This window comes from Modestobacter caceresii, assembly GCF_000761485.1.
Lineage (GTDB): Bacteria > Actinomycetota > Actinomycetes > Mycobacteriales > Geodermatophilaceae > Modestobacter > Modestobacter caceresii.
Window position 1 is genome coordinate 58,356 of sequence record NZ_JPMX01000091.1, and the last position, 15,062, is coordinate 73,417.

Genomic DNA, 15,062 nt, shown 5'->3' on the forward strand with positions numbered 1-15,062 from the left:
TGGAAGGCTTGGCCCATGACCTCACGGGTGTGCGAAGGGCACGCTGTGCGGTCGCTGTTCCAGCCGATCGTGGACCTGTCCGACGGCGCGCTGGTGGCGGTGGAGGCACTGTCCCGCGGCGAGCCGGGGCCGCTGGAGTCCCCGACCGAGCTGTTCGCCGCGGCCGCAGCAGCCGGGACCACCGCGTCGCTGGACGCCGCGTGCCTGCGCGCTGCGCTGCGCGGGGTCGCCGGCGCCGCGGAGCCGACCACCCTGTTCGTGAACATCGAGCCGGCGACGCTGTCCACCCTCTCCCCCGCCGACCTGGCCGACCTGGCCGACCTCACGCCGGCCGGGGTGCAGGTGGTCCTGGAGGTCACCGAGCGCGACCTGCTCGAGCGCCCGGCCGACCTGGTCCGTGGCGTGCGGGGCGCGCGCGAGATCGGCTGGCGGGTGGCGCTGGACGACGTCGGTGCCGAGCCGGCCGGGCTCGCACTCGTGTCGTTCCTCCGGCCGGACGTGATCAAGCTGGACCTGGCCCTGGTGCGCGGACACACCAGCCTGCAGGCCGCCGCGGTGGTCAACGCCGTGCGTGCCGACGCCGAGCGCTCGGGCGCGCTCGTCCTGGCCGAGGGGATCGAGACCACCGAGCACCTGGACCGCGCGCTGGCGATGGGCGCGCGACTCGGTCAGGGCTGGATGTTCGGGCGTCCGGGGGACCTGCCGGCGGCCGGCATGCGGGGCCTGCAGCTGCGCCCGGCCACGCCCGCGCGAGGCGCCGGGGGAACCGGCCCGGGGACGCCGTACGAGGTGCTCGCCGCCGCCTCGGGACCGCAGCGCGCCGGCGTGCCACTGCTCGCCTCGATGACCCGTCAGGTCGAGCGCCAGGCACTCCTGCTGGACGATCAGACCGTCGTCCTCGCGAACTTCCAGCACGCCGACCTGATGAGCGCGCGCACCCGCCGCCGCTACGAGACGCTCGGGAGCCTCACCGCCCTGACCGCGGTGACCGGCGCGGGGATGCCCGACGAGCCCGCGCCGGGCGTGGTGGGCACCGCCCTCGATGCCGACGACCCGCTGACCGACCAGTGGGTCGTGACCGTGGTCAGCCCGCACTTCGCGGCTGCGCTGGCCGCTCGCGAGGTCCCGGTGGACGGTCGCGGCGACCCGACCGCGGCCCCCGTCCCGGTGCGCTCGGCCGCGCGCCGACTCGACTACGTGCTGACCTACGACCGGCAGCGGGTGCTCGAGGCCGCCGGGCTGCTGCTGGAGAAGACCCGCCCGCCGGCCGGGACGGCGACGCCGCTGCCGCTCCCCGCCCCGGCCCCTGGCGACCCCGTCGCGCGGGTCACCGAGGCCGACCTGCCGGACCTGATGCTCCGGGCCGTCTCGGTCGCGAGCAACGGGATCGTCATCGCCGACGCCCGCCGCCCCGACCTCCCGCTGGTCTACGCGAACGCCGCGTTCCTGCGGATGACCGGCTACCCGGAGTCAGAGGTGCTCGGCCGCAACTGTCGCTTCCTGCAGGGGGCCGACACCGACCGCAACCAGGTGCACCCGATCCGGCGGCGGCTGCTCGCCGGGCGCGACGTCGACGCGGTGCTGCTCAACTACCGGCGCGACGGCTCGGCGTTCTGGAACGAACTGCACGTCAGCGCCGTCCGGGACGCGCACGGCGAGGTCACGCACCTGATCGGCAGCCAGCTGGACGTGACCGCACGCGTCGACCGGGAGCGGCGGACGGCGTACCTGGCCCACCACGACCAGCTCACCGGCCTCCCCAACCGGGCACACGTGCTGGAGCACCTGAACCTGGAACTGCACCGCGCCCGACGCAGCGGCGGGAGCGTGGCGGCGGTGCTGCTGGACCTCGACGACTTCAAGGCGATCAACGACCGCTTCGGTCACGCCGTCGGCGACGCCGCGCTCGTCGGGGCGGCCTCTCGCCTGCGCTCGGCCGTCCGCGCCGGCGACCTGCTGGGCCGGCTGGGCGGCGACGAGTTCCTGGTCGTCCTCGCCGGCCTCCCCGCGTCCGGCCGGGCACGGCCGGACGACGGCAGCCGCCCGCCTGCGGAGGAGATGGTCCGGCGGGTGCAGGAGCACCTGCGTGCCGCCCTCGAGGCACCGCTCCAGCTGCCCGGGACGGCCCTGCGGATCCGCGCCAGCTCCGGGGCGGCGGTCTTCCCCGAGGAGGCCGACGACCCGGCCTCGCTCCTCGCCTGCGCCGACGCCGCCATGTACCGGACCAAACGCGGGCCGGCGCGACGCCAGGACTGAGGGCCCCGCCTCAGCGACCGGCGTCGACCAGCCGGGCGACCTCCACGCGGGACCGCACGCCGAGCTTGGTGAAGGCGTTGCGCAGGTGGGTGTTCACCGTGTGCGGGGAGAGGAACAGCCGCGCGGCCACCTCCCGGTTCGTGCCCCCCTCGGCCACCAGGCGCACCACCTCCCGTTCCGCCGGGGTCAGCGCGACCAGGCCGTGCTGCGCAGCGGGTGGGCCGAGGGTGCGGCGCCGCCGCACACCCAGGTCCCGCAGCCGCCGCCGGGCCCGGGCGGCGTCGCGCTCCGCACCGGCCGCGGTGTAGGCCGCCAGGGCGTCGTCCAGCAGCGCCACCGCCTCGCGCGGCCGCGCCGCGGCGACCAGCCGGGCGAGGTCCTCCTGCGCCGAGGCCCGTACCAGTGGCCGTTCGGTGTCGGCCATCAGCCGCAGAGCGTCGCGCAGGCAGGCCTCGTCGTCGTCGATCAGCCCGCGGGCGTGCCGCGCGACCGCCGCGGCCATCGGGTACGTGGGGTTCGCGGCGGCCCGGCGCTGCGCCACGGCCCCGGCACGGACGGCGACCTCTCGCTCCCCGGCCCGCAGCGCCATCCGGACGAGCAGCACCTCGTCGGCGATGTCGGGCAGGCCGGCCAGCGACGGACCCGGGCGTTCCAGGGTCGCGATCCCCTCCGCTGCGCCGGCGAGCGCCGCTGCGGTGTCCCCCGCGGCGTCGGCGATCAGCGCGGTGAGCCACAGCCCGTTGCGGCGGACCTGCCCGGTGTCGTCGGTGCTCATCTGCTGCACCCGGGCGCGGTCGGCCCGGACGACGTCGGGCCGGCCGGCGTGCAGCGCGCCGCGCACGAGCACGTGGACGACGAGCAGGTCCAGCAGGCCCCCGACGAGGTCGACGTCCTCCATGTCGAGCACGGACTCGGCCTCGGCGCGCGCCTCGACCAGGCGTCCCGCGTCGAACAGCGCGCGGGCGCGCAGGCTGCTGTACAGCAGCAGCGAGCCGATCCGGCCGTCGGCCCGCGCGGCGGACAGCTCGGCGTCGACCAGCGCCAGGCAGCGCGCCGGCTGGCCGATCGAGGTCCACATCGCCGCCTCCCACATGCCGGGCGGGTTGATCTCCTCGCCGGCGGGGGCGAGCCGGATGACGTCCTGGTGCCGTCGGAACGCCCGGTCCCACCGGTGCCGGTGGAAGGCCACGTACGTCTCGGCCCGGGCCAGTACCGAGACCAGGCGGGGGTCCGCGTCGTCCTCGACCGCGTCGCGCACCGACGCCAGGACCGCGTCCGCGGCCTCGGGGTCACCGCCGAGCCCGTGGTTGACCGCGAGGACCAGCCGTAGCCGCGTGCGCAGGTCCTCCGGGAGGCCGGGCAGGGTCAGCGCCGTCTCGCACTGCCGCACCGCCTCGGTCGCTAAGTACCGGGTGGTGAACCGGGCCAGCCCCAGCCGGACCTGAGCCTCCGCGACGGGGTCGACCCCCAGCGTCCCGGCGAGCATGGTGGCCGCCAACTCCTGGGCGGCAACGGCCCGGCCGCACTGCCACAGCAGCAGCACCGACTCGGCCGCGGTCTCCGGGCGGAGCGGTGAGTCCGCCGGGAGCAGCTCGAGCGCCCGGAGGCTGAACCCCGCCGCCGCTGGGGACGACGTGAGGGCCAGGGTCGCGGCCGCCGAACGCAGCGCCTCGACCGCGACCAGGTCACCCGGCGCCGCCGACTCGGCCAGCATGGTCGCCACCTGCAGAGTCGGTGCGCCGCGGGCGAGCAGGACGTCGACCGCGTGCCGGCGCAGCACCCGGGCGAACCCGGCGGGCATGCCGGCGGCCACCGACTCCCGGATCAGGTCGTGCCGGAAGCCGATCTGCTCCCCGGCATCGGCCAACAGCCCCGCCGCGATGACCTCCTGCAGCGGGCCGAGCACCGCGGTCGGCGGCCGGTCGAGCACGGCGGCGAGCAGGTCCGGCGGGAACTGCCGGCCGAGCACCGCGCCGACCTGGAGCAGTTCGCGCGCCGGCGCCGACAGCCGCTCGGTGCGCCGGGCGACGGCATCGCGCAGCCGCGCGGGCAGGACGTCATCGACCAGCCGGGCCCGCCCCGCGTCCAGCTGGACCAGGTGCTCGTCCTGCCAGCCGCGGAGCAGCTCGACCAGCAGCAGCGGGTGGCCGTCGGCACGCGCCGCCGAGGCGAGGACGTCGTCGTCCGGCGTCGCCCCCAGCACGTCACCGGCCAGCTGCGCCACCGCCTCGTCGTCCAGGGGGCGCAGGTCCACCCGGTCGGCGCCGGCCTCGGTCAGCGCGCGCACCGTGGCGGAGACGGCCGGGTCGACCTCGCCCTCGCGGACGGCGACGACCCAGACGACGGCCTCGGTGGCCAGCCGCGGCGGCAGGGTCCGCAGCACGCGGAGGGTCGCGTGGTCGCACCACTGGAGGTCGTCGACGCTGACGAGTACGTGCTGCTGCATGGCGAGGCGTTCCAGCCGGGCCTGCAGCTCGTTGCGCAGCCACCAGCCCTGCTCCGGGCCCCGGGGCAGCGCAGCGAGGACGTCAGGTGGGAGCAGCGGGTGCGGCCCGGCCTGCACCGCGTCCAGCAGCGGCCCGTGCGGGATGACGTGCTCGTCCGGGTCGCCGGACACCGCGAGGACCCGCGCCCCGGCATCGGCGGCCAGGGCCCGGGCCTCCTGGAGCAGCCGCGACTTGCCGGAGCCGGGGGCACCGGCGACGACCACGACCCGGCCCCGGCCGTCCTGCCGGGCGGCGCCGACCCGGCGGTGCAGCAGGGCCCGCTCGGTGTCCCGCCCGCGCAACGGCGTGCGGTCGTTGGGCAGCACGACGACCTCCTGGAGCGAGCCCGGACCCGGGCCCGGGCCTGACTTGTACGAGACGACGGACGCCGTGCATCTGGTACGTCCGTGCGATGCCGACGGGGCTCCGGCCGCCGACGCTGGGGGCCGCGTGGCGCTCGCGCCACCACCGCGGTCGTCACCGTGGCACACCCGTTCGTCCACGACCAGCCCCTGGAGGCCCCCATGACCCAGCCCACCGTCGTCCTCGTGCACGGCGCCTTCGCCGAGTCCGCGAGCTGGGGCGGCGTCATCGCCCGGCTCCAGTCCGCCGGGCACCGCACCGTCGCCGCGGCCAACCCGCTGCGCAGCCTGTCCGGCGACGCCGCCTCGGTGAAGGCCGTCCTCGACTCGATCGAGGGGCCGGTCGTGCTGGTCGGCCACTCCTACGGCGGCGCGGTCATCTCCGCGGCGGCCCAGGGGAACCGCGCGGTCACGGCGCTGGTGTACGTCGCCGCGTTCGCCCCGCAGGAGGGCGAGAGCATCGCGGAGCTGTCCGGCCGCTACCCCGGCAGCACGCTCGGCGACACGATCCAGCCGGTCCCGCTGGCCGACGGCAGCACCGACCTCTACATCCGCCAGGAGCTGTTCCACCAGCAGTTCGCCGCGGATCTGTCGGCGGAGGACGCGGCGCTGGCGGCGGCCACGCAGCGGCCGCTGAGCGACGTCGCCCTGAACGAGGGCGCGCCGGCCGACCCGGCGTGGCAGCACGCCCCGTCCTGGTTCCTGGTGCCGGAGCTGGACCGCAACATCCCGCCGCAGGCGCAGCGGTTCATGGCCGAGCGGGCCGGCGCCCACGAGGTCGTCGAGCTCGCCGGCGCCTCGCACGCGGTGCCCGTCTCCCGGCCCGACGAGGTCGCCGACGCGATCCTGCGCGCCGTCAAGGCAACGGCTGCCTGACCCACCGCCGGACGCCGCGCACGCGGGCTGGCAGGCGTCCAGCGGCGCTGGTGACCTGTGCGGTCAGCGACCTCGTCGGTGCGGGCGCAGCCGGACGGCGATCAGGGCGACGTCGTCGTCGACGTCGTCGGGCAGCAGACGGGCGAGCAGCTGGTCGCACAGCTCGTCCAGGTCCAGCCCGGCGAGGTCGGCCAGGGCGTCGCGCAGCCGGTCGAGGCCGGCGTCGAGGTCGGAGTCGCGCCGCTCGATCAGGCCGTCGGTGTAGAGCAGGAGGACGGCGTCCCGGTCGAGGGTCACCTCGCGCTCCCGCCGGGGCGCGCTGTCGTCGACCCCGAGCAGCAGGTCCGCCCGCGGGGCCGTCAGCGCCAGCACCGTCCCGTCCGGGGCGATCACCATCGGCGGCGGGTGCCCGGCGTTGGACCAGCGCACGGTGGTCGTGCCGTCCCGGGCCTGCTCGTCGGTCTGCTCCAGGCGGAGCACCACGGCCGTCGCGTTCGTCCGGATCTGCAGGGTGGCCATCGCCTCGTCGACCCGGGTGAGCACCTCGGCGGGCCCGGCATCGCTGGTGACGGCGATCGCGCGCAGCATCGACCGGAGCTGCCCCATCGCGGCAGCGGCCGCGGTGTTGTGGCCCAGGACGTCGCCGATCGTGACGATGGTGCTGCCTCCCGGTTGGACGAAGGCGTCGTACCAGTCACCGCCGACCTGTGCCGCCTCCGCGGCCGGGGTGTAGCGCACCACGATCTGCACCTGGTCCGGCGCCGCCGGGGCGGTCAGCAGCCAGCGCTGCAGCTCCTCGGACAGCTGCCGCTGCTCCCGGTAGAGCCGGGCGTTGTCCAGCGCGAGGCCGGCCCGCCCGGCGATGTCGGCGGCCACCTGCAGCTCGGCCGCCGTGATCGGCGCACGGGCCGCCCCGTTGAAGAGGCTGAGCAGGCCCACGGTCCGGTCCCGGCCGCGCAGGGCGAGGATGCCGAAGGACTCCGGGGCCAGGTCGCCGAGGAGCTGCTGTGCCCGGCCGGGCCGCAGCACGTCCCGGATGCGGTCGGTCGCGTCCGTGGTGGCGGTGGCGGTGCGTCCGGTGAGCAGCACCTGGCCGAGGAAGGACGTGTCCCGCAGCGCGGGGACGCGCTCCCGCGCGTAGGCCTCGACGACCGGGCGCAGCGCGGGGTCGGCGTGCCACCAGCCGACGTCCCGCAGACCGCGGCGGCTGCCGGTCTGCTGGTCGTCGTCGACGAGCGTGACCACGCACCAGTCGGCGAGGGCCGGCACGACCAACCGGGCCAGGCGGGCGACGGCCTGCTCGGCGTCCAGCACGCCGGTGAGCTCACGGGAGACCTCCCCCAGCAGGTCGCTGTGCTGCTGCGCGCGCACCCGTGCGCTGATGTCGGTGAAGTACAGCGCGACCCCGCCGTGTTCGGGGTTGGCCCGCACCTCGTACCAGGCGTCGAGCGGTTCGGGGTACCAGGCGTCGAACGTGCACGGCTGCCCGGTCTCGGCGACCCCGCGGTAGCGGGCCTCGAACTCGGTGCCCAGCGTCGCCGGGAACAGGTCCCAGAGGACGCCGCCGACCAGCTCGGCACGCGCGCGGCCCACCGTGCGCTCGGCCTCCTTGTTGGCGTAGGTGATCCGCCAGTCGCCGTCCATCGCCAGGTAGCCGACGGCCATCGAGTCCAGGGTCTGCGCGGCCAGCTCCAGGCTCCGCCGCTGGGGGGTCGTGTCGTGGACGACGCCGAGGAGGCGGGCTGACGTGCCGTCCTCACCGCCCGCCACCTGCCCACGGGCGGCCACCCACCGCTCCCCGCCGTCAGCGAGGACGATCCGGTACTCGGCGTCGTAGGTGCCGCGGCTCTCGACCGCCCGCTGCACCCGGGCGACGACCTCAGGGAGGTCCTCGGGGTGCACGTGCGCGTAGACGTCCTCGGGGCGGCCGGTGAACGTGGCGCGGTCCATCCCGGACAGCTCCAGCAGCCGGTCGTCCACCGCCAGGGCGCCGGTGGCCAGGTCCAGGTCGAAGGTCCCGACCCGCCCGGCCTCCAGCGCCAGGGCCCACCGGGACCGGTCGATCTCCTGGTCGGCCAGCAGCCGGCGCGTCCGCGCCGACGACGCCTCCGCGACCACGCCGGCGTCCGCGGCGCGACGTCGTGCAGTCCGCAGCTGGACCTCCGAGCTGCACGCCCCGGCCAGGTCGACCAGCACCGCCAGGTCGTCCTCGGACCAGGCACGGGGACGGCTGTCGATCGCGCACAGCGACCCCACGACGTTCCCGTCGACGTCGGTCAGCGGGACACCGGCGTAGGCGATGACGTGCAGGTCGGGGATGGCCAGGTTGTCGGCGACCAGCGGGTCGGTGCGGGCGTCGGGGACGACCAGGGGCTCCCCGGAACGGACCACGTGCTGGCAGAAGGAGTGGCTCAGCGGCGTCCGGCGGCTCGTCTGCCACGGTTCGGCCAGCCCGAGGGCGCCCGGGAACACCTGCTCGTCCGCGGAGACGAAGGTGACCAGTGCCACGGGCACGCCCAGCTGCCGCCGGACCAGCCGGGCGAAGCGCTCGAACGCCGGATCGGACCCGGCCGGCACCGCGGGGACAGGTGGCAGTGGACTGGGCACGTGTCCCTCCGGAGGCAGGACACGTGCGCTGCACGTCCCGATGAGAAGGCGACTGTACGGCGCACGCCGTCACCACCGCGCCCGCTCCCCGAGCAGCCACCGGCACCCCGCGGTCGACGAGCACCACCGGGAGCCCCGCGCGGGCTGCGGAGTCGGGATGGCCCTGCCGGGGTACGGCGGTCGCCATGAGCGGCAGGACGGCGGAGGACTACGAGGACGACTACACCGACCCGGAGCTGCGCGCCCGGCTCAAGGAGGAGATCAAGGCCGGCGACCGCGGCGGGCGGCTGGGTCAGTCCGGTACGAGGCAGCACGTCCCGGACACCGAGGCCGCCCGGGAGGCCCGCCGGGCGGCCGAGCTGCTCGACGTCCCGGCGCCCGAGGCGCGACGCCGGGTCGCCGGCCTGCACGGAGAGACGCAGCTGGACCGGGCCCAGCGCGCCGAGCGGGACCTCGGGACGAACCGGAAGACGGTGCTCGGCCGGATCGAGCAGCAACGCGCGGCCGACGACCGGGACCCCTCGGGCGACTGACCGTCCGAGCCGGCCACCAGCCCGTCGCCGGGCCGACGACGTCGAGCGGTGTCCTCGGGCCTGCTGTCAGGCCGGGCGCCCCGTCCTGGCCAGGTGCAGCCAGGTGTCGACGACGGTGTCCGGGTTCAGCGACATCGACTCGATCCCCTGGGCCACCAGCCACTCGGCCAGGTCGGGGTGGTCGCTCGGGCCCTGGCCGCAGATGCCGACGTACTTGCCGCGCTCCAGGCACGCCTTGATCGCCATCTCCAGCACGGCGAGGACGGCGGGGTTGCGCTCGTCGAAGCTGCCGGCCACCAGGCTGGAGTCGCGGTCGAGGCCGAGCACCAGCTGGGTCATGTCGTTGGAGCCGATGGAGAACCCGTCGACGTGGTCGAGGAACTCGTGAGCCAGCAGCGCGTTGGACGGCAGCTCGCACATCATCACCACCGACAGGTCGTTCTCTCCGCGGCGCAGGCCGTGCTCGCCGAGCAGCCGCACCACGCCCTCGATCTCCGCCACGGTCCGGACGAACGGGATCATGATCTTGACGTTGGTCAGCCCCATCTCGTCGCGGACGTACCGCAGCGCCTCGCACTCCATCGCGAAGCAGTCGGCGAAGTCGGCCGACAGGTACCGCGACGCCCCGCGGTAGCCGAGCATCGGGTTCTCCTCGTGCGGCTCGTAGGCCTCGCCGCCGAGCAGGTTGGCGTACTCGTTGGACTTGAAGTCGCTCATCCGCACGATCACCGGCTCCGGCGCGAACGCCGCGGCGATCATGGAGACGCCCTCGGCCACCCGCTGCACGAAGAAGTCCCGCGCCGAGGGGTAGGCGACGATCCGCTCCTCGATCTCCGCCTTCAGCGGCGCGTCCAGGGTGTCCAGCTCCAGCAGGGCGCGCGGGTGGATCCCGATCTGCCGGTTGATGATGAACTCCAGCCGGGCCAGCCCGACCCCGGCGTGCGGCAGCCGGGAGAAGGCGAAGGCCTGCTCCGGCGTCCCCACGTTCATCATGATCTTGGTGGGGATCTCCGGCATGGCGTCCAGCTCGGTCTCGGCGACCTCGAAGCCGACCTCGCCGGCGTAGACCAGGCCGGTGTCGCCCTCGGCGCAGGAGACGGTGACCGGGTCGCCGTCGGACAGGGCCCGGGTGGCGGTCCCGGTGCCGACGACGGCGGGGATGCCGAGCTCGCGGGCGATGATCGCCGCGTGGCAGGTGCGGCCGCCGCGGTTGGTCACGATCGCCGCGGCCCGCTTCATGATCGGTTCCCAGTCCGGGTCGGTCATGTCGGCGACCAGCACGTCGCCGGGGGTGAAGGAGTCCATCTCGTCGATGTCGGTGAGCACCCGGACCGCACCCGCGCCGATCTTCTGCCCGATCGCCCGCCCCTCGACCACGACGTCCCCGGTGCCGGTGAGCCGGTAGCGCTCGGAGGTGGTCCCGGCGCGGGACTGCACCGTCTCCGGGCGCGCCTGCAGGATCATCAGCTCCCCGGTGCGGCCGTCCTTGCCCCACTCGATGTCCATCGGCCGGCCGTAGTGCTCCTCGATCTTGAGCGCCTGGCGGGCCAGCTCGAGGACCTCGTCGTCGGTGAGGGACAGCTTCCGGCGGTCGGCGGGGTCGACGTCGACGAACTCCGTCGTCCGGCCGACCTCGGCGTGCGCGGTGTAGACCATCTTGGTGGCCTTCTCCCCCACGCCGCGCTTCAGCACGGCCGGGCGGCCGGCGCGCAGGGCGGGCTTGTAGACGTAGAACTCGTCGGGGTTGACCGCCCCCTGCACCACGCCCTCCCCCAGCCCGTAGGCCGAGGTGACGAAGACGGCGTCCCGGAAACCGGACTCGGTGTCCATGGTGAACAGCACGCCCGACGCCCCGACGTCCGAGCGGACCATCCGCTGCACGCCCGCCGACAGCGAGACCGACTCGTGGTCGAAGCCGTGGTGCACCCGGTAGGCGATGGCCCGGTCGTTGTAGAGCGAGGCGTAGACCTCGCGGACCGCCTGCAGGACGGCGTCGATGCCGCGCACGTTGAGGAAGGTCTCTTGCTGGCCGGCGAAGGAGGCGTCGGGCAGGTCCTCGGCCGTGGCGCTGGACCGGACCGCGAAGGAGGCCTCCGCGTCGTCCCCGGCGAGCCGTTCGTACGCGGCCCGGATGTCGGCCTCCAGCGCCGGCGGGAACGGCTGCTCGACCACCGCCCGGCGGATCTCCGTGCCGGCGGCGGACAGCGCCCGGACGTCGTCGGTGTCCAGCGTGCGCAGCCGGTCGGCGATCCGGGCGGCCAGCCCGGTGTCGCCGAGGAAGCGCTGGTAGGCCGCCGCGGTGGTGGCGAAGCCGTCCGGGACGCTGACCCCGGCGTCGGCGAGGTGGGAGATCATCTCGCCGAGCGAGGCGTTCTTCCCGCCCACGACCTCCAGGTCGCCGAGCCCGAGCTCGGCGAACCAGCGGACGTTGTCGCCGTCGTCCGGGGTCCTGCCGGCCGGGGCCTCGGGTGCGGTGTCGGTGCTCATGGTCGGGGGGTCCTTCCTCGCCGGAGGTCGTGGCCGGATGGCGGGCGCTGGCCGGAGCTGCGCCGTTGCCGGGCCAGGGTCTGGATCACCACGGCGGCGATCTCCTCGACGGAGGCCGCCGAGGTGTCGACCGTGGGCAGGGAGTGCGTCTCGTACATCGCCGTCGCCCGGCGCAGCTCGTACCGGCACTGGTCCTCGGATGCGTACCGCGAGTCCGGCCGCCGCTCCTGCCGGACCCGGCTGAGCCGGGAGACCGTGGTGGTCAGCCCGAAGCACCGCTCGCGGAGGTCCTTCACCGGGCGGGGCAGGTCGGTGGTCTCCAGGTCCTCGTCGACCAGCGGGTAGTTGGCCACGAAGAGGCCGTGCTGCAGCGCGAGGTACATCGCGGTCGGCGTCTTGCCGCACCGGGACGGCGCCAGCAGGACGACGTCGGCCCGGTCCAGCCCGCGCGGGCTCAGGCCGTCGTCGTGCTCGATGGCGAACTCGATCGCCGCCATCCGACTGTTGTAGCGGCGGACGTCGCCGACCCCGTGCAGCCGCCGGGCCTCCCGCAGTCCGCGGGTGCCCAGCTGCTCCTCGACCCGGTCCATGTGGATGCCGAAGAAGTCGATGATCGGGGCCTTGGTCCGCAGCAGCTCCTCGCGCACCTCGTCGACGGCGGCGGTGGTGAACACCAGCGGGGTGACCGGCCCCTCCATCGCCTCGTCCAGCTGGGCGACCACCTCGCGGGCCTCCTCGACCGAGGAGATGAACGGGATGAGGGTGCGTTCGAAGTGCACGTCGGGGAACTGGATGAGCAGCGCGTTGCCCATCGTCTCCGCGCTGATCCCGGTGCTGTCGGACAGGAAGAACACCGGGACGACGGCGTCCGCGTCACGGTCGTCGGTCACCGGACGCCCCGGTGGCGGTTCCCGGCGCAGTGCCCCGGCAGGTCAGGCGTCATGCAGCACCTCTGGTCTTCCGCGTCGTTGCAGAGAAGAGCGAGCTCGGGGTGAGCATCCCCCGCCGGCGGCCTCCCGCGCACCTGCGCGGTCGCTCCACGGTCCCCGCAGACCAGGACCGGGCCTCAGCCCGCCGGGTCGATGCGCCTGATGTCGGTCCAGCCGATGAAGCCCCGTTCCTCCAGGAGCTGGAACAGGCGCGGGGCGCACGCGAAGGCCTCGACGAACGCGGCATCGAGGAGCGCGATCAGGTCGGCGCTGATCGGCTCCTCCTCCACCACCCCCGCGGACCGGGCTGCCGCCGCCTCGAGGAAGGCGACCACCCGGTCCGCGAGCGCCGGCAGCCGCGGGTCGTCCGCCGCGCAGTCGGCCAGGTCGCCGATGTCGAGATAGAGCCGGCGCAGCGGTTCGTCCTCGATCTGCGCGTGCTTGATCGCCATGAACGCCGACATCTGGTCCGGCATCTGCGCGGCGAGCAGGATCCAGCTGTCCCGCTCGATCTCGATCACCCGCTCCGGGAACCCGTACTCGTGCATCCGGTCGAGGTAGGCGACCGCCTCCGGCGGCAACGCCAGGCTGTCGCCGGCGGCGAGCTGGGAGATCCGCTCCCGATGACGCTGTCGGTCGCGGATCTCGGCTCGCAGCCGGCGGTCGATCTCCGCGACGGCGACGGCGAAGCCCTCGTCACCTGCGGCCAGCAGCTCGCGCACCCGGGACAGCGGCACGCCGGCCTCGGCCAGGATCCGGATCCTGATCAGCTCCACGACGGCCGCGGCGTCGTAGCGCCGGTAGCCGGAGTGGTCGCGCTCGGGCTCGGGAAGCAGTCCCTTGGCGTGGTAGTGCCGGACGGCGCGGACCGTCACGCCGGCGTAGGACGCGAGCTGGCCGATGGTCAGCATGGCGCTGGGGTCTCCTCTCCGCCATCGTCCCGGTCAGCCGGTCTTCCGGCGGTAGGTGCTCATCGCCAGCGCGTACGCGACGAGCAGCAGGCCGACGCACCAGGCGACTGCCAGCCAACCGTCGTCCCCGACCGGCCGCTCCGCGAACAGACTGCGGATGGTGCCCACGATCGGGGTGACGGGCTGGTTCTCGGCGAACCAGCGCACCGGGCCCGGCATGCCGTCGGTCGGGACGAACGCCGAGCTGATGAACGGCAGGAAGACGAGGGGGTAGGAGAACCCGCTGACCCCGTCGACCGACCTGGCGGTCAGCCCGGGGACCACGGCCAGCCAGGTCAGCGCCAGGGTGAACAGCACCAGGATGCCGAGGACGGCGAGCCAGGCGAGCACGCCCGCGCCGGTCCGGAACCCCATCGCCACGGCGACCAGGACGACGAGCGCGAGCGCGAGCAGGTTGGCGACGACCGAGGTGAGCACGTGCGCCCAGAGCACCGCCGACCGGGCGATCGGCATCGACCGGAACCGCTCGAAGAGACCACCGGAGACGTCGGTGAAGAGCCGGAAGGCGGTGTAGGCGATCCCGGAGGCGACGGTGATGAGCAGGACCCCGGGCAGCAGGTAGTCGACGTACCGGCCCCCGCCGACGTCGATGGCGGACCCGAAGACGTAGACGAACAGCAGCAGCATGGCGACCGGCGTGACGGCCGTGGTGATGATCGTGTCCGGGCTGCGCAGGACGTGGCGCAGCGACCGCTTCGACAGGGTCGCGGTGTCCCGGAGGACGGCGGCGGTCATCGGTCGGCCTCCTGCTCGCTGGAGCCGTCGTGGCCGACGATCGCCAGGAAGACGTCCTCCAGGGTCGGCTGCTTCTCCACGTACTCGACCTCGGCCGGCGGCAACAGCTGCTGGAGCTCGGCGAGGGTGCCCTCGGCGATGATCCGCCCCTCGTGCAGGATCGCGATCCGGTCGGCGAGGTGCTCGGCCTCGTCCAGGTACTGGGTGGTGAGCAGCACCGTCGTGCCCTGACCGACGAGCTCGCGGACCGTCGCCCAGACCTCGATCCGCGACTGCGGGTCCAGCCCCGTCGTCGGTTCGTCGAGGAAGAGCACGGGCGGGTCGCCGATCAGGCTCATCGCGATGTCGAGGCGGCGGCGCATCCCGCCCGACCAGGTCGCCACCCGGCGTCCGGCCGCGTCGGCCAGCTCGAAGCGGGCGAGCAGCTCGTCGGCGATGCCGCCGGCGTCGTCGAGGTGGCGCAGCTTCGCGACGAGCACCAGGTTCTCCCGCCCGGTGAGCACCTCGTCAACGGCGGCGAACTGTCCGGTGAGGCTGATCGACGCGCGGACCTCGCCGTGCGCGGTCGCGACGTCGTGCCCGTGGACGGTGGCCGTGCCGCCGTCGGTCCGGAGCAGCGTGGACAGGATCTTCACCGTGGTGGTCTTGCCGGAGCCGTTGGCGCCCAGCAGGGCGAGGACGGTGCCCGGGGCGACGCTCAGGTCGACGCCGGAGAGCACCGCATGGTCGCCGTAGGACTTGGTGAGCCCGGTGAGCTCGATTGCTGGTGTGGTGGTCATGGCGGGAGCGTCCAGCCCTGACCCTGCGTCAAGGTCAAGCC

10 protein-coding genes are annotated in these 15,062 nt (G+C 74.6%); 3 read left to right on the top strand and 7 right to left on the bottom strand.

Annotated elements, in window-relative coordinates; all coding sequences use genetic code 11:
- The first annotated feature begins 15 nt into the window (after positions 1-15).
- A complete protein-coding gene (locus IN07_RS18370; RefSeq protein ID WP_036338475.1) occupies positions 16-2,256 on the top strand; it encodes a diguanylate cyclase domain-containing protein in 2,241 nt (746 codons plus the stop codon).
- A gap of 10 nt (positions 2,257-2,266) precedes the next feature.
- Here IN07_RS18370 and IN07_RS18375 read toward each other — a convergent pair whose 3' ends face one another.
- Complete coding sequence (locus IN07_RS18375; RefSeq protein WP_052091468.1) at positions 2,267-5,068, bottom strand: helix-turn-helix transcriptional regulator; 2,802 nt, start codon at positions 5,066-5,068, stop codon at positions 2,267-2,269.
- Positions 5,069-5,266: 198 nt separating this feature from the next.
- On the opposite strand from IN07_RS18375, the gene IN07_RS18380 reads away from it, so the two are divergent.
- A complete protein-coding gene (locus IN07_RS18380; protein WP_036338889.1) occupies positions 5,267-5,980 on the top strand; it encodes an alpha/beta fold hydrolase in 714 nt (237 codons plus the stop codon).
- A gap of 63 nt (positions 5,981-6,043) precedes the next feature.
- On the opposite strand, the gene IN07_RS18385 is transcribed toward IN07_RS18380, so the two are convergent.
- The gene (locus IN07_RS18385) at positions 6,044-8,587 is read right to left on the bottom strand and encodes a SpoIIE family protein phosphatase (RefSeq protein WP_036338892.1); all 2,544 of its coding nucleotides are present in this window, start codon (positions 8,585-8,587) and stop codon (positions 6,044-6,046) included.
- 185 nt (positions 8,588-8,772) lie between these two features.
- Here IN07_RS18385 and IN07_RS18390 point away from each other — a divergent pair, with 185 nt between their 5' ends.
- A complete protein-coding gene (locus IN07_RS18390; protein ID WP_036338477.1) occupies positions 8,773-9,120 on the top strand; it encodes a hypothetical protein in 348 nt (115 codons plus the stop codon).
- 66 nt (positions 9,121-9,186) lie between these two features.
- On the opposite strand, the gene ppsA is transcribed toward IN07_RS18390, so the two are convergent.
- The 5 genes from ppsA to IN07_RS18415 all read right to left on the bottom strand — a co-directional run bounded on the left by ppsA (position 9,187) and on the right by IN07_RS18415 (position 15,021).
- Positions 9,187-11,607 (bottom strand): phosphoenolpyruvate synthase, encoded by a 2,421-nt coding sequence (gene ppsA, locus IN07_RS18395; protein ID WP_036338480.1) that lies wholly within the window; start codon positions 11,605-11,607, stop codon positions 9,187-9,189.
- Positions 11,604-12,497 (bottom strand): pyruvate, water dikinase regulatory protein, encoded by an 894-nt coding sequence (locus IN07_RS18400; RefSeq protein ID WP_036338483.1) that lies wholly within the window; start codon positions 12,495-12,497, stop codon positions 11,604-11,606. The genes ppsA and IN07_RS18400 overlap by 4 nt, the downstream gene beginning before the upstream one ends.
- Positions 12,498-12,673: 176 nt before the next feature.
- Positions 12,674-13,447 carry a MerR family transcriptional regulator gene (locus IN07_RS18405; RefSeq protein WP_036338486.1) on the bottom strand — a complete coding sequence of 258 codons (774 nt, stop codon included), beginning with the start codon at positions 13,445-13,447 and terminating at the stop codon, positions 12,674-12,676.
- A 33-nt stretch (positions 13,448-13,480) separates the two neighbouring features.
- Positions 13,481-14,242, bottom strand: a complete 762-nt coding sequence (locus tag IN07_RS18410) for an ABC transporter permease (protein ID WP_036338489.1) — start codon at positions 14,240-14,242, stop codon at positions 13,481-13,483.
- Positions 14,239-15,021 (bottom strand): ABC transporter ATP-binding protein, encoded by a 783-nt coding sequence (locus IN07_RS18415; RefSeq protein WP_036338492.1) that lies wholly within the window; start codon positions 15,019-15,021, stop codon positions 14,239-14,241. Before IN07_RS18415 ends, IN07_RS18410 begins: the two co-directional genes overlap by 4 nt.
- Between the last annotated feature and the right edge of the window lie 41 nt (positions 15,022-15,062).

Coding starts and splice junctions, on each gene's coding strand:
- ppsA (WP_036338480.1), bottom strand. CDS start 11,607: ATGAGCACCGACACCGCACCCGAGGCCCCGGCCGGCAGGACCCCGGAC.
- IN07_RS18405 (WP_036338486.1), bottom strand. CDS start 13,447: ATGCTGACCATCGGCCAGCTCGCGTCCTACGCCGGCGTGACGGTCCGC.
- IN07_RS18380 (WP_036338889.1), top strand. CDS start 5,267: ATGACCCAGCCCACCGTCGTCCTCGTGCACGGCGCCTTCGCCGAGTCC.
- IN07_RS18390 (WP_036338477.1), top strand. CDS start 8,773: ATGAGCGGCAGGACGGCGGAGGACTACGAGGACGACTACACCGACCCG.
- IN07_RS18410 (WP_036338489.1), bottom strand. CDS start 14,242: ATGACCGCCGCCGTCCTCCGGGACACCGCGACCCTGTCGAAGCGGTCG.
- IN07_RS18370 (WP_036338475.1), top strand. CDS start 16: ATGACCTCACGGGTGTGCGAAGGGCACGCTGTGCGGTCGCTGTTCCAG.
- IN07_RS18415 (WP_036338492.1), bottom strand. CDS start 15,021: ATGACCACCACACCAGCAATCGAGCTCACCGGGCTCACCAAGTCCTAC.